The sequence below is a fragment of the Pseudomonas extremorientalis genome, assembly GCF_001870465.1.
Taxonomy (GTDB): domain Bacteria; phylum Pseudomonadota; class Gammaproteobacteria; order Pseudomonadales; family Pseudomonadaceae; genus Aquipseudomonas; species Aquipseudomonas extremorientalis.
The window spans coordinates 111,842-125,019 of the sequence record NZ_MDGK01000037.1 but is presented as its reverse complement, the minus strand read 5'-3'; the positions used below and the strand labels follow the sequence as shown (position 1 = coordinate 125,019).

Sequence of the window (13,178 nt, the reverse complement as noted above, 5' to 3'; positions counted from 1 at the left end):
CATAAAGAAAGCGTCGTTGTTGGGAGCGAGTGTGGGGCCGCGCAACGTCAGAACCTTATCCGTGGGCGACATGGCCCAATCTGTTCCCGACGCGCAACCCTAGGTCGTTGGGGGCTGGTCGCGATAAGTATGTGAATGTCGCAGATAGGTAAATGGGCGGTTCCGGCGTTACGCAGAATCGCCACCATAAGGCCGACGTCGGCGGTGGAGAACAACATGTCCAATAATTTCCTGAATCCGGTAACCACCCAGACCTGGGCCAATGGTCGGCACATTGTCCGGTGCGTCAAAGTCATCCAGGAAACCTGGGACGTACGCACCTTCTGCTTCATGGCTGATCAGCCGATCCTGTTCTTCTTCAAGCCAGGGCAATTCGTCACCCTGGAGCTGGAGATCGAAGGCCAGCCGATCATGCGTTCCTACACCATTTCCAGCTCGCCGTCGGTGCCTTACAGCTTCTCGGTGACCATCAAGCGTGTACCGGGCGGCAAGGTTTCCAACTGGCTGCACGACACCCTGCACGAAGGCCAGGAGCTGGCGGTGCACGGGCCGGTGGGCCTGTTCAATGCCATCGACTATCCGAGCCCGAAGGTGCTGTACCTCAGCGGCGGCGTCGGCATCACGCCGGTGATGTCCATGGCCCGTTGGTTCTACGATACCAACGCCAATGTCGACATGACCTTTATTCACAGCGCCCGCTCGCCCAAGGACATCATCTACCACCGCGAGCTGGAGCACATGGCGTCGCGAATCGACAACTTCAGCCTGCACCTGATTTGCGAGAAGCACGGGTTGGGCGAGCCATGGGCCGGTTATCGCGGTTACCTGAACCACAAGATGCTCGAACTGATGGTGCCGGACTTCCTCGAGCGCGAAGTGTTCTGTTGCGGGCCTACGCCTTACATGAACGCAGTGAAGCGCTTGCTGGAAGTGGCCGGTTTCGACATGACGCGGTATCACGAGGAGTCCTTCGGCGCCACGCCGCCGGAAGCCCGTGCCGATGCGGTGGAACAAGCCGAACAGGCCGCCGAAGCGCCGGAAATCGACTTGGCGGATCTGCATCAGGTGGAGTTCATTGCGTCGGGCAAAAGTATTCGCGTGGCCCCTGGCGAAACTGTCCACGCCGCTGCTGCGAAGCTTGGATTGCTGATCCCGAAAGCCTGCGGCATGGGCATCTGTGGTACGTGCAAGGTGATGAAGCTGGGTGGCGAGGTCGAGATGGACCACAACGGCGGGATTACCGAGGAAGATGAAGCCGAGGGTTACATCCTGTCGTGCTGCAGCGTGCCGAAGGGTGATGTGCGTATCGAGTTCTGACTAACGAAGCCGTTCTAAATGTGGGAGGGGGCAAGCCTCCTCCCACAGTCAGTGCTTAACGCACAAACAGGTTGATGATGTACGAGCCCGATGCTGTCATTTCGAACTCTTTTCCGGTGACGGTAAAGGTGCGGGATGGCTCGACGATGGTGTCGCCGACGTTCGCCAGCTTCCTCAGGTCATCCAGGCTGACGAGCGTGGCATTGACGTCGCCGCGCAGTTGAGAGTCAGTGGTGTAGCATTGAATTTCCATGATGTTGCCCTCGATAGGATTTCCATTTCCAGCCGATTATTCGGCAGGCAGTCAGCCCGAAAAAACGCGTCCGTTGTTTCGGGGTGACGGGATCTTATCCAGGGCAGGGGCTAGATAGATACTGTCGGAAACACGTACAAACAGTCTCTGAGAATGGGCTGAGAGGCCCGTCTTTTCAGGCTTCCATCACTTTCCGAATGTCCGCAGCCAATTCTCTTACACGCTCTTCCTCGGTATCCCACGCACACATAAAGCGCGCGCCGCCCTTGCCGATGAAGGTGTAGAAACGCCAGCCCTTGGCCGTCAACGCTGCGATGGCCGGCTCCGAGAGTTGCAGGAACACGCCGTTGGCCTGCACCGGGAACATCAACTCCACGCCGGGAATATCCGCCACCAGGCTGCTCAGCAGCTGCGCGCAGTGGTTGGCATGGCGTGCGTGTTTGAGCCAGGCGTCGTTTTCCAACAGACCTACCCACGGGGCCGAAAGAAAGCGCATTTTCGATGCCAGCTGCCCGGCCTGTTTGCAGCGGTAGTCGAAGTCTTCGGCCAGCTTGTGGTTGAAGAACAGGATCGCTTCACCCACGGCCATGCCGTTCTTCGTGCCGCCAAAGCACAGCACGTCCACACCGGCTTTCCAGGTCAGGTCGGCGGGCGAGCAGCCGAGGAACGCGCAGGCGTTGGAGAAGCGTGCGCCGTCCATGTGCAGGTTCAGGCCCAGCTCTTTGCAGGTGGCGCTGATGGCGCGGATTTCTTCCGGGGTGTACACGCTGCCGACTTCCGTGGCTTGGGTCAGGGTGACCACGCGTGGCTTGGGGTAGTGGATGTCCTGGCGCTTGAGGGCGATCTCGCGGATCGACTCCGGGGTCAGCTTGCCGTTTTCGGTGCGGGCGGTGAGCAGCTTGGAGCCGTTGGAGAAAAACTCCGGCGCGCCGCATTCGTCGGTTTCGACGTGGGCGGTTTCCGAGCAAATCACGCTATGGTAGCTCTGGCACAGCGAAGACAGCGCCAGTGAGTTGGCGGCGGTACCGTTGAAGGCGAAGAACACTTCGCAGTCGGTTTCGAACAAGTTGCGGAAACCGTCGGCGGCGCGGTGGGTCCATTCATCATCGCCGTAGGCGCGTTGATGGCCCTGGTTGGCTTGTTCCATGGCGGCCCAGGCTTCCGGGCAGATGCCGGAATAGTTGTCACTGGCGAATTGTTGGCTCTTGTCGGTCATGGCCCATTCCTGTGGTCGATGTTGGTGCGCACTGTAACCAAGATTGTCGCGGGTGCGCACGCACTGTAAATGCAAAGTCACTGGGGAATTATGCACGGTACTGGAACGATGCCTGTCGGACGTGTCCGCGATGGGGCTCTGGATCTGCTCAAGTGGCTGGCGCTGTTGAGTATGGTACTGGACCACCTGCGCTATGTCGGTTTAAGCCTGGATGGCCTGTATGTGCCGGGGCGCCTGGCGTTTCCGTGGTTTTGCCTGGCGATTGCGGCCAACCTGCATCGAGTCGCAGGCACGCCAGTGACGCGCCAATGGCATTACGTGGGGTGGCTGTTGCTGTTCAGTGTGATCAGCGAAGTGCCATACCGGATGTTTATCGAGGATGCCGATACGCTGAACGTATTGCCGACGTTGGCGCTGGGTTTGCTGGTTGCCAGAGGATGGCATCAGAAGGCGCTTCTTGATCGAGGATTGGCGCTGATTGCTGTCATGATCGCAGCCGTGTTTTCCACGCAACTGATGTTTGGCTTTTTTGGCGTATTACTGCCACTGGCGATGGTTCTGGTGTTTTGTCGTCCCTGGTATTTCAGCATATTACCGGGCGCGGTCTGCGTCGTAGCCAATCAATGGCAGGCCCTGCTCAACAGCGGTACGTTTTTGGCGCTGTCGGGACTGACGGTGTGCATGGTCGCGCCACTGCTCGGCTTGGTCCTGCTGCGACATGCCAAAAACGCCGCGCCACCCGCCATGCGGCGCTGGGCGTATAGCCTTTACCCCGCGCATTTTATGGTGTTGCTTGCCGTTCGACAGGTGATTGCTTGACCGCGCAAGGGCCGTATTGGCTATGGCTTTTCAAGCCAGGGAGGAGGGAACGGATGGGCACGATACAGTTCACGCATTCTTTTTACATCGCTCTCGAACCAGTCCCGTATCCATCGTCGGTACTGCAGGGAAATAACCTGTTGATTCGTTGGGTTGTCACATCCTTCGATGACAGCCTGGGCGGCCATCATTCCTGACATTAGTGCTTTAAGAACCCCATGAGAGGCGCCCGGATCTATCACCGTGCTGGCGTCTCCCGCGATGAAGTAGCCATTGCCTGCCGATTGCTCGCAGATTCTCCAAGTAACATCGGCACCCTGCATTTTCCCCACGTGGGTCAGGTGTTCGAAGGAGGATGGAACAGCAGATGCCTTGCAGATCTGAGCGTGCTCAAAATAGAGGCGTGTCCAGTGATACAGCTTTCGTCCTACCTGTGCGGTCCAATACCACCCCAGCCGATCGGCGAAAATACCCAGTGCACTTTCGTCGACCGTTCCGCTCGTATAACCATACAGGGCCGTAAGTGGCGGTGAGTAGCAACGTGATCCCAGCCCGAGCTGACGTGTGAGCCAGCCATGAGCGCCGCTGGCATCCACAAGCTGGCGGCAAGACAGAGCCCCGGTAAGGGTTTGCACGCCCATGACACGACCGTTTTCCAGGAGTACCTTTTTTGCATGGCAAGGCTGCAGGGCCTGGACCCCCAGCGCGATTGCCTTCGCCAATAAAAAACCATCCAATGTGGACCTGGGTATTTGAAACCCTGACCAAGCGCCATCGGCATCATTTCCGAAGGGAGTAAAGTTTCGTTCCTTATCCCACGTTACCCAGTTTCCAAAAGGCCTGATGAATTTGCCCGCCTGCACTTGGTTCATCACACCTAGCTGTTTAAGAAGAGGCTCTATGCCAGGATGCAGTGTTTCGCCAGGACGTTCGCGAGGAAATGAAAGGCGCTCAACAATGGCCACCCTCAAGCCATGTTGAGCGCAAGCAATAGCCGTCGCGCATCCTGCTGGGCCGGCGCCTATTATGACGACATCGTAGTCAGTCATCGTGTCGGACTTTAGTTGTGGTTAAACGGGTTGCCATGGACGCGTGCCTGATTGGTGAAAAATGACATGTGGCCAGACGAGATAATTTGAAGTTTCTATGACTTTGATTAAGGTTTTATTGAAGTGTGGAGAGGCGCTTGGTTCATAGCGATAGAGTTCGAATCGATAAGCGGCGGCATCAAGTTTGACGTTTGAATTTAGAGGGGCGTCGAGCTCTCTTAAATCGTCGGACGTTATAGTTTTGAACGAGCGTATAAACCATTTTTCATGCAGGGAGCCGAGTGCAAGTTTGACACGTCGGAATGCATCAATACGTCTTTGGTATTCCAAGGTATCAATCTTGCCGGTCAAGGCGAGTGAGAACTTACCTTCCAGAGCGCTTTCCGTATAATCACCATAGCGATAACTGTGATAAGCAATTTGTGTCACGTTGTTGGAAATAATACTGTGTGGTGCGGGGATGCCGTCCCAAGAAAAACCGGCGGTGATGCCTATTTCCTGATCGAGCATCGGTTTAATCGTCGGGCCCGCTCCGGCGTCGGGTTCAAAGGATTGAGCGGCGTCAGGAGCGACTGCCGGCCAAAATGAACTCAGCGCGGCACACAGTTTTGCGTCCTCTGGAAAAGGGCTGCCTAGCCTGTACGCTGCGAGGTGCGGCACGGCGCCCGAGCTACTCTCGTATTCGACAGCACCGACATCCCAGCCAGGAGCAAAGACTCCCGCTGCGGCATCTGGAAGGCATGAGGCACGTTTTGCCGACGCTGTATCAGGTTTGGCCGCAGTCGACTGTCCAACAGTTGACCCATGGTGACCCACAATCGCAGTTATGCTGACATCAGTGCTGGAAAAGAGGGTGGGAAAAGACTGGATATTGGCCGCATAGCGAGAATCGGACAGGCATTCAGGGGCTGTCCGAAACACGGTTTTTTGAATGTCCGGACTCAGGGTCTCCAGCCACTCGCTCAGATGCCGCTGATTACACAGAGGGTAGAAGTCGGGAGCGCACAGCAAAGAGTAGGCGGGTATGCGATTTGGAAAAGCGGTGTCCAGCGCTGGGCACTGAGCTTGAATCCAGCCGTCTGCGGTAAAGTCCAGGTAATGCAGGGCTTGGAAGTCGCCTTTTTCCAGCTCACTGAGGATGCCTGGCTGTTGGTTGAAGTTAACAAGGTTGCCGGCGTCGTCAACTTTATGGCGAATGTGCACATATTCCGGAGCGTTTTCGGGCCCGATCAGGGTGGATGCTAACAGCCTTGGCGATTTTGGTACGTTGAAGGTCAACGGCTTACCTTTGTATTGCGCCGCTTCAACCAGAAATCTGCGTGGCGAGGCTGCCATGAGCCCCGCGCCGAATTCCAGTTCGCAAAGCCAGTTGCCGAGCCCTTCGGTTATGACAAAAGGTGGTTGACTGATGTCTGGCTCTTCCCAGCCCGACCCGGCGCCCAACATCAAGTGTAGGCGGCGTATTTTCTCGTTTTTGTGCATCGCTGTCAGTTGGACGTCAAGGTTCAGACCCTCAATGCACTCGGTGCCGTGGAACAGTTTGTGCAGGGGTACCCAAAAATCGTGGGTTTCGTCCTTTTCGCGCACGCGCATAGGACCGAAAGTTGTGGCGTCTCCTTTGCGTTGGATGGCGATGTAGGCGGCGTATCGAGCAGGCAAGACACGAATGGCGTGGTTGTCATCTGCAACAAAAGGTAGGAACCCTCTACTTTGTGCATCGTACAAAGGTTCAGCGGTGCCAACGCGTGATATGCCGGTTCGTGAAAAACACATATCGGCCTGTTCTTTGTGAACTGTATCAGGTGCCGGTCGGTACTCATTAGCAAAGACGACCACTGCCATGGGCGCACCATTGGCGAGTTCTTTTAATTGCTGGAGGCTGGGTGGTTGGCTGCCGTAAACATAGTTCATGACTGTTTCCAGCTCGGCAGCCGTGGGGTAAATCTGAAGTGGATTACCTTTCGCATCCATTGTTACGTTAGCGTTGGCCAGTGCGTGAAACAGCAAACTGAGTGCGGGCTTGCCGGGTTCAATGCCGCGTACACCGCTTGACGCGAAGTCTTCAAAGCCGGCGAGTGTTCGATCCACCTTTAAGACGTTACGCAGTTCATCTTGCAAGGAAGGTGCAAGGATGTTGAGGCCGTGATGAAGCAGTAAGTTATGCCAGCCACCAGGGGCCAGTCGGGTGCAAATATCTTTGACTTGATCAATTAAAGCCATGTTTGTTCTCCTGCGGTTTAAAAGTCAGTTTCAAGATAGCGTTGCCGGATTGTTGCGCGAGTCGAGGTATTGCTCGGGGAGCAATTAAGTTCTGATGTAGGGTGAAATGCAAAAGACGTTTTGTAAGTGGTTATTTGGTTGGGTGTTTTCAAAGTTTATTTTAATGTTTGCCTATTAGTGGTTTTTGTAAGAAGCCTCTTTCAGTAGGGTTGTTTGTATATAAAACTTTCTGCCGGGCAGGTGCCTGCCTCTTCGTGTACGTTGAAAACGAGGTCGACCAGCAACCCATGTCGTAAACGCACCTTTGCATGGCGTGCGCAGGCATTTGACCTGTCTGCGCCAGCCCTACCATCGCATCAAAGGGCCCTGCACGGGCCTCAACAATACGAAAGGCTGGGAGAGACGCGATGTTCAGCAAACAAGACCAGATCCAGGGATATGACGACGCACTGCTGGCGGCCATGAATGCCGAGGAGCAGCGCCAGGAAGATCATATCGAGTTGATCGCGTCAGAGAACTACACCAGCAAACGCGTGATGCAAGCCCAAGGCAGCGGCCTCACCAACAAATACGCCGAAGGCTACCCAGGCAAGCGCTACTACGGTGGCTGCGAGCATGTGGACAAAGTTGAAGCCCTGGCCATCGAGCGCGCCAAGCAGCTGTTCGGCGCCGATTACGCCAATGTGCAGCCACACTCCGGCTCGTCCGCCAACAGCGCTGTGTACCTGGCCCTGCTGAACGCCGGCGACACCATCCTGGGCATGAGCCTGGCCCACGGCGGTCACCTGACCCACGGCGCCAAGGTGTCGTCCTCGGGCAAGCTGTACAACGCGGTGCAATACGGGATCAACACCGACACCGGCCTGATCGATTACGACGAAGTCGAGCGCCTGGCGGTGGAGCACAAGCCGAAAATGGTCGTGGCCGGTTTCTCCGCCTACTCCAAGACCCTGGATTTCCCACGCTTCCGTCAGATCGCGGACAAAGTGGGGGCGCTGCTGTTCGTCGACATGGCCCACGTCGCCGGCCTGGTTGCCGCCGGCCTGTACCCGAACCCGCTGCCCTACGCCGATGTGGTCACCACCACCACCCACAAGACCCTGCGCGGTCCTCGTGGCGGCCTGATCCTGGCCAGGTCCAATGAAGAGATCGAAAAGAAACTCAACGCCGCCGTATTCCCCGGCGCCCAGGGCGGCCCGCTGATGCACGTCATCGCCGGCAAGGCCGTGTGCTTCAAGGAAGCGCTGGAGCCAGGCTTCAAGGCTTACCAGCAGCAAGTGATCGACAACGCCCAGGCGATGGCCAGCGTATTTATCAAACGCGGCTACGATGTAGTGTCCGGCGGCACCGATAACCACCTGTTCCTGGTCAGCCTGATCCGTCAGGGCCTTACCGGCAAAGAGGCGGACGCCGCCCTCGGTCGCGCCCACATCACCGTCAACAAGAACGCCGTGCCGAATGACCCGCAGTCGCCGTTCGTGACCTCGGGCCTGCGCATCGGCACCCCGGCGGTGACCACGCGTGGTTTCAAAGTGCCGCAGTGCATCGAACTGGCCGGCTGGATCTGCGACATCCTCGACAACCTCGGCGATGCCGACGTCGAGGCCAACGTGGCCAAGCACGTGTCTGCCCTGTGCGCTGATTTCCCGGTTTATCGCTGAGCGCGGTTTTGGAGTAATGACTATGCAACGCTACTCGGGCTTCGGCCTCTTCAAGCACTCCCTCAGCCACCATGAAAACTGGCAGAAGATGTGGCGCACGCCGACCCCCAAGAAAGTCTACGACGTGGTCATCGTCGGCGGCGGCGGGCATGGTCTGGCGACCGCCTACTACCTGGCCAAAGAGCACGGCATCACCAACGTGGCCGTGGTCGAGAAAGGCTGGCTGGGCGGCGGTAACACCGCGCGCAACACCACCATCGTGCGTTCCAACTACCTGTGGGACGAGTCGGCGCACCTGTACGAACACGCGATGAAGCTGTGGGAAGGCCTGTCCCAGGACCTCAACTACAACGTGATGTTCTCCCAGCGTGGCGTGTACAACCTGTGCCACACCTTGCAGGACATCCGTGATTCCGAGCGCCGTGTGAGCGCCAACCGCCTCAATGGCGTGGACGGCGAATTGCTCAATGCCAAGCAAGTGGCCGACGAGATCCCATACCTCGACTGCTCGAAAAACACCCGCTACCCGGTGCTCGGCGCCACCGTGCAACGGCGCGGCGGCGTGGCCCGTCACGATGCCGTGGCCTGGGGCTTTGCCCGTGCCGCCGACGCCCTTGGCGTGGACCTGATCCAGCAGACCGAAGTGATCGGCTTTCGCAAGGAAAACGGCGTGTGCATCGGCGTGGAAACCAACAAGGGCTTCATCGGCGCCAAGCGCGTCGGTGTAGTCACTGCCGGTAATTCCGGGCACATGGCTTCGCTCGCCGGGTTCCGCCTGCCCATCGAATCCCACCCGCTGCAAGCGCTGGTGTCGGAGCCGATCAAGCCGATTATCGACAGCGTGATCATGTCCAACGCCGTACACGGCTACATCAGCCAGTCCGACAAGGGCGACCTGGTGATCGGCGCCGGTATCGACGGCTACAACGGCTACGGCCAGCGCGGCTCGTACCCGGTGATCGAACACACCATCCAGGCCATCGTCGAGATGTTCCCGGTGCTGTCCCGCGTGCGCATGAACCGTCAGTGGGGCGGCATCGTCGACACCACGCCGGATGCGTGCCCGATCATCTCCAAGACTCCGGTGCCGAACATGTTCTTCAACTGCGGTTGGGGCACCGGGGGCTTCAAGGCCACGCCGGGCTCAGGCAACGTGTTTGCCGCCAGCCTGGCCAAGGGTGAAATGCACCCATTGGCGGCACCTTTCTCCATCGACCGTTTCCACAACGGTGCGTTGATCGACGAACACGGCGCTGCGGCCGTCGCCCACTAACAGGAGAAATTCCCTATGTTGCATATCTTCTGTCCTCACTGTGGCGAACTGCGCTCCGAAGAGGAATTCCACGCATCCGGCCAAGCGCATATTCCGCGCCCGCTGGACCCGAATGCCTGCACCGATGAAGAGTGGGGCGACTATATGTTCTTCCGCGACAACCCGCGCGGCCTGCACCACGAACTGTGGATCCACGCTGCCGGTTGCCGCCAGTACTTCAACGCGACCCGCGACACCCTGACCTACGAAATTCTTGAAACCTACAAGATCGGTGAGAAGCCACAATTCACCGCCAAGGCCTCTGGAGAGAAGGTATGAGCCAGACCAATCGCCTGTCCAACGGTGGCCGGATCGACCGTAATAAAGTCCTGACGTTTACTTTCAACGGCCAGACCTACAAAGGCTTTGAAGGCGACACATTGGCCGCCGCCCTGCTGGCCAACGGCGTCGACATCATCGGCCGCAGCTTCAAGTACTCGCGCCCTCGCGGCATCTTTGCCGCCGGCGCCGAAGAGCCGAACGCGGTGCTGCAGATCGGCGCCACCGAAGCCACCCAGATTCCCAACGTGCGCGCCACGCAACAGGCGCTGTACCAAGGCCTGGTCGCCACCAGCACCAACGGCTGGCCGAACGTCAACAATGACGTGATGGGCATCCTCGGCAAGGTCGGCGGCAAGCTGATGCCGCCGGGGTTCTACTACAAAACCTTCATGTACCCGCAATCGTTCTGGATGACCTACGAGAAGTACATTCGTAAGGCCGCCGGCCTCGGCCGCTCGCCGACCGAGAACGATCCGGACACCTACGACAACTTCAACCGTCACTGTGACGTGCTGGTCGTCGGCGCCGGTCCTGCGGGCCTGGCTGCCGCACTGGCCGCCGCCCGCAGCGGTGCCCGCGTGATCCTCGCCGACGAGCAGGAAGAGTTCGGTGGTTCGCTGCTGGACTCGCGTGAAAGCCTCGACGGCAAGCCGGCTGTGGAATGGGTTGCCAGCGTCATCGCTGAACTCAAGGCCCTGCCGGACGTGGTGCTGTTGCCCCGCGCCACCGTCAACGGCTACCACGACCATAACTTCCTGACCATTCACGAGCGCCTCACCGATCACCTCGGTGACCGTGCGCCGATTGGCGTGGTGCGTCAGCGTATCCACCGTGTGCGTGCCAAGCGCGTGGTGCTGGCGACCGGCGCGTGCGAGCGTCCGCTGGTGTACGGCAACAACGACGTGCCGGGCAACATGCTGGCCGGTGCGGTCTCCACCTACGTGCGTCGCTACGGCGTGGCACCGGGCAAGAAGCTGGTGCTGTCGACCAACAACGACCACGCCTACCGCGTTGCCCTGGACTGGCTCGATGCCGGCCTGCACGTGGTGGCCGTGGCCGATGTACGCCACAACCCACGCGGCGCGCTGGTGGAAGAAGCCCGCGCCAAAGGCATTCGTATCCTCACCGGCAGCGCCGTGATCGAAGCCCGTGGCAGCAAGCACGTGACCGCCGCCCGCGTGGCTGCGATCGATGTGAAAGCGCATAAAGTCACCAGCCCAGGCGAATGGCTGGAGTGCGACCTGGTAGCCAGCTCCGGCGGCTATAGCCCGGTAGTTCACCTGGCTTCGCACCTGGGCGGCAAGCCGACCTGGCGTGAAGATATCCTCGGTTTTGTACCGGGCGAAGCGCCGCAGAAACGCGTGTGTGTCGGTGGGATCAACGGGGTCTACGGCCTTGGCGACTCCCTGGCGGATGGTTTTGAAGGCGGCGTGCGCGCGGCCAGCGAAGCCGGTTTCGCGCCGGTGGAAGGCACCTTGCCCAAAGCGCTGAGCCGCCTGGAAGAGCCGACTTTGGCGGTTTACCAAGTACCGCACGACAAGCCGACTGCACGGGCGCCGAAGCAATTCGTCGACCTGCAGAACGACGTGACCGCCGCCGCCATCGAACTCGCCACTCGCGAAGGTTTCGAGTCGGTCGAGCACGTCAAGCGCTACACCGCGCTGGGCTTCGGCACCGACCAGGGCAAACTGGGCAACGTCAACGGCCTGGCCATTGCCGCCCGCTCGCTGAACGTGACCATCCCGCAGATGGGCACCACCATGTTCCGTCCCAACTACACGCCGGTGACTTTCGGCGCCGTAGCGGGCCGTCACTGTGGGCACATCTTCGAACCGGTGCGCTACACCGCGTTGCACGCCTGGCACGTGAAGAACGGTGCCGAGTTTGAAGACGTCGGCCAGTGGAAGCGCCCTTGGTACTTCCCGCGCAACGGTGAAGACCTGCACGCCGCCGTCAAACGCGAATGCCTGGCCGTGCGTGACAGCGTCGGCCTGCTGGATGCGTCCACCCTCGGCAAGATCGACATCCAGGGCCCCGACGCGCGGGAGTTCCTCAACCGCATCTACACCAACGCTTGGACCAAGCTCGACGTGGGCAAGGCGCGCTATGGCCTGATGTGCAAGGAAGATGGCATGGTCTTCGACGACGGCGTGACTGCCTGCCTCGCCGACAACCACTTCCTGATGACCACCACCACCGGCGGCGCTGCCCGTGTGCTGCAATGGCTGGAAATCTACCAACAGACCGAATGGCCAGACCTCAAGGTGTATTTCACCTCGGTCACCGACCACTGGGCGACCATGACCCTGTCCGGCCCCAACAGCCGCAAGCTGCTGGCGGAAGTCACCGACATCGACCTGGACAAGGACGGGTTCCCGTTCATGACCTGGAAAGAAGGCCTGGTCGGCGGCGTACCGGCGCGGGTGTTCCGCATTTCGTTTACCGGTGAGCTGTCATACGAAGTCAACGTGCAGGCCGACTACGCCATGGGTGTGTTGGAAAAAATCGTCGACGCCGGCAAAAAGTACAACCTGACCCCGTACGGCACCGAGACCATGCACGTATTGCGGGCCGAGAAGGGCTTCATCATTGTCGGCCAGGACACTGACGGCTCGATGACCCCGGATGACCTCAACATGGGGTGGTGCGTGGGCCGTACCAAGCCGTTCTCGTGGATCGGCTGGCGTGGCATGAACCGTGAAGACTGTGTGCGTGAAGAACGCAAGCAACTGGTGGGCTTGAAGCCGGTCGATCCGAAGGTGTGGCTGCCGGAAGGCGCGCAACTGGTGTTTGATCCGAAGCAATCGATCCCGATGAAGATGGTCGGTCACGTCACCTCCAGCTACGCCCACAACTCCCTCGGCTATTCGTTTGCGCTGGGTGTGGTCAAGGGCGGCTTGAAGCGTATCGGCGAGCGGGTGTTCTCACCGCAGGCCGATGGCAGCGTGATCGAGGCGGAGATTGTTTCTTCGGTGTTCTTCGACCCCAAAGGCGATCGCCAGAACATCTGACAGGCCAAGCCCCTCCCTCAAGTTGAAATGCATTCCCC

10 protein-coding genes are annotated in these 13,178 nt (G+C 59.1%); 6 read left to right on the top strand and 4 right to left on the bottom strand.

Annotated elements, in window-relative coordinates; all coding sequences use genetic code 11:
• Positions 1-216 precede the first annotated feature (216 nt).
• Complete coding sequence (gbcB, locus tag BFN10_RS14735) at positions 217-1,317, top strand: glycine-betaine demethylase subunit GbcB (protein WP_071490294.1); 1,101 nt, start codon at positions 217-219, stop codon at positions 1,315-1,317.
• Positions 1,318-1,372: 55 nt separating this feature from the next.
• On the opposite strand, the gene BFN10_RS14730 is transcribed toward gbcB, so the two are convergent.
• Both BFN10_RS14730 and BFN10_RS14725 read right to left on the bottom strand, forming a co-directional pair.
• Complete coding sequence (locus tag BFN10_RS14730) at positions 1,373-1,570, bottom strand: hypothetical protein (protein ID WP_071490293.1); 198 nt, start codon at positions 1,568-1,570, stop codon at positions 1,373-1,375.
• A 175-nt stretch (positions 1,571-1,745) separates the two neighbouring features.
• Positions 1,746-2,786, bottom strand: a complete 1,041-nt coding sequence (locus BFN10_RS14725) for a threonine aldolase family protein (protein WP_058426659.1) — start codon at positions 2,784-2,786, stop codon at positions 1,746-1,748.
• A 90-nt stretch (positions 2,787-2,876) separates the two neighbouring features.
• On the opposite strand from BFN10_RS14725, the gene BFN10_RS14720 reads away from it, so the two are divergent.
• Positions 2,877-3,605 (top strand): TraX family protein, encoded by a 729-nt coding sequence (locus BFN10_RS14720; protein WP_071490292.1) that lies wholly within the window; start codon positions 2,877-2,879, stop codon positions 3,603-3,605.
• Positions 3,606-3,625: 20 nt separating this feature from the next.
• On the opposite strand, the gene BFN10_RS14715 is transcribed toward BFN10_RS14720, so the two are convergent.
• Together BFN10_RS14715 and BFN10_RS14710 are read right to left on the bottom strand one after the other, a co-directional pair.
• Complete coding sequence (locus BFN10_RS14715) at positions 3,626-4,654, bottom strand: NAD(P)/FAD-dependent oxidoreductase (protein ID WP_071490291.1); 1,029 nt, start codon at positions 4,652-4,654, stop codon at positions 3,626-3,628.
• Positions 4,655-4,675: 21 nt separating this feature from the next.
• Positions 4,676-6,874, bottom strand: coding sequence for a hypothetical protein (locus BFN10_RS14710; protein ID WP_071490290.1), 2,199 nt, complete (start codon positions 6,872-6,874; stop codon positions 4,676-4,678).
• A 407-nt stretch (positions 6,875-7,281) separates the two neighbouring features.
• Between BFN10_RS14710 and glyA the strand changes: the two genes are divergently transcribed.
• Genes glyA through BFN10_RS14690 form a run of 4 tightly spaced genes read left to right on the top strand, consistent with a single transcriptional unit; the run spans position 7,282 to position 13,140 of the window.
• On the top strand, positions 7,282-8,535 hold the full coding sequence (gene glyA, locus BFN10_RS14705; protein WP_071490289.1) for a serine hydroxymethyltransferase: 1,254 nt from the start codon (positions 7,282-7,284) through the stop codon (positions 8,533-8,535).
• 22 nt (positions 8,536-8,557) lie between these two features.
• Entirely contained in the window at positions 8,558-9,808 is a 1,251-nt protein-coding gene (locus BFN10_RS14700; protein ID WP_010207084.1) for a sarcosine oxidase subunit beta, read from the top strand.
• 15 nt (positions 9,809-9,823) lie between these two features.
• Positions 9,824-10,126 (top strand): sarcosine oxidase subunit delta, encoded by a 303-nt coding sequence (locus tag BFN10_RS14695; protein ID WP_010207083.1) that lies wholly within the window; start codon positions 9,824-9,826, stop codon positions 10,124-10,126.
• The gene (locus BFN10_RS14690; RefSeq protein ID WP_071490288.1) at positions 10,123-13,140 is read left to right on the top strand and encodes a sarcosine oxidase subunit alpha; all 3,018 of its coding nucleotides are present in this window, start codon (positions 10,123-10,125) and stop codon (positions 13,138-13,140) included. Before BFN10_RS14695 ends, BFN10_RS14690 begins: the two co-directional genes overlap by 4 nt.
• Positions 13,141-13,178 lie beyond the last annotated feature (38 nt).

Coding starts and splice junctions, on each gene's coding strand:
- gbcB (WP_071490294.1), top strand. CDS start 217: ATGTCCAATAATTTCCTGAATCCGGTAACCACCCAGACCTGGGCCAAT.
- BFN10_RS14730 (WP_071490293.1), bottom strand. CDS start 1,570: ATGGAAATTCAATGCTACACCACTGACTCTCAACTGCGCGGCGACGTC.
- BFN10_RS14725 (WP_058426659.1), bottom strand. CDS start 2,786: ATGACCGACAAGAGCCAACAATTCGCCAGTGACAACTATTCCGGCATC.
- BFN10_RS14720 (WP_071490292.1), top strand. CDS start 2,877: ATGCACGGTACTGGAACGATGCCTGTCGGACGTGTCCGCGATGGGGCT.
- BFN10_RS14715 (WP_071490291.1), bottom strand. CDS start 4,654: ATGACTGACTACGATGTCGTCATAATAGGCGCCGGCCCAGCAGGATGC.
- BFN10_RS14710 (WP_071490290.1), bottom strand. CDS start 6,874: ATGGCTTTAATTGATCAAGTCAAAGATATTTGCACCCGACTGGCCCCT.
- glyA (WP_071490289.1), top strand. CDS start 7,282: ATGTTCAGCAAACAAGACCAGATCCAGGGATATGACGACGCACTGCTG.
- BFN10_RS14700 (WP_010207084.1), top strand. CDS start 8,558: ATGCAACGCTACTCGGGCTTCGGCCTCTTCAAGCACTCCCTCAGCCAC.
- BFN10_RS14695 (WP_010207083.1), top strand. CDS start 9,824: ATGTTGCATATCTTCTGTCCTCACTGTGGCGAACTGCGCTCCGAAGAG.
- BFN10_RS14690 (WP_071490288.1), top strand. CDS start 10,123: ATGAGCCAGACCAATCGCCTGTCCAACGGTGGCCGGATCGACCGTAAT.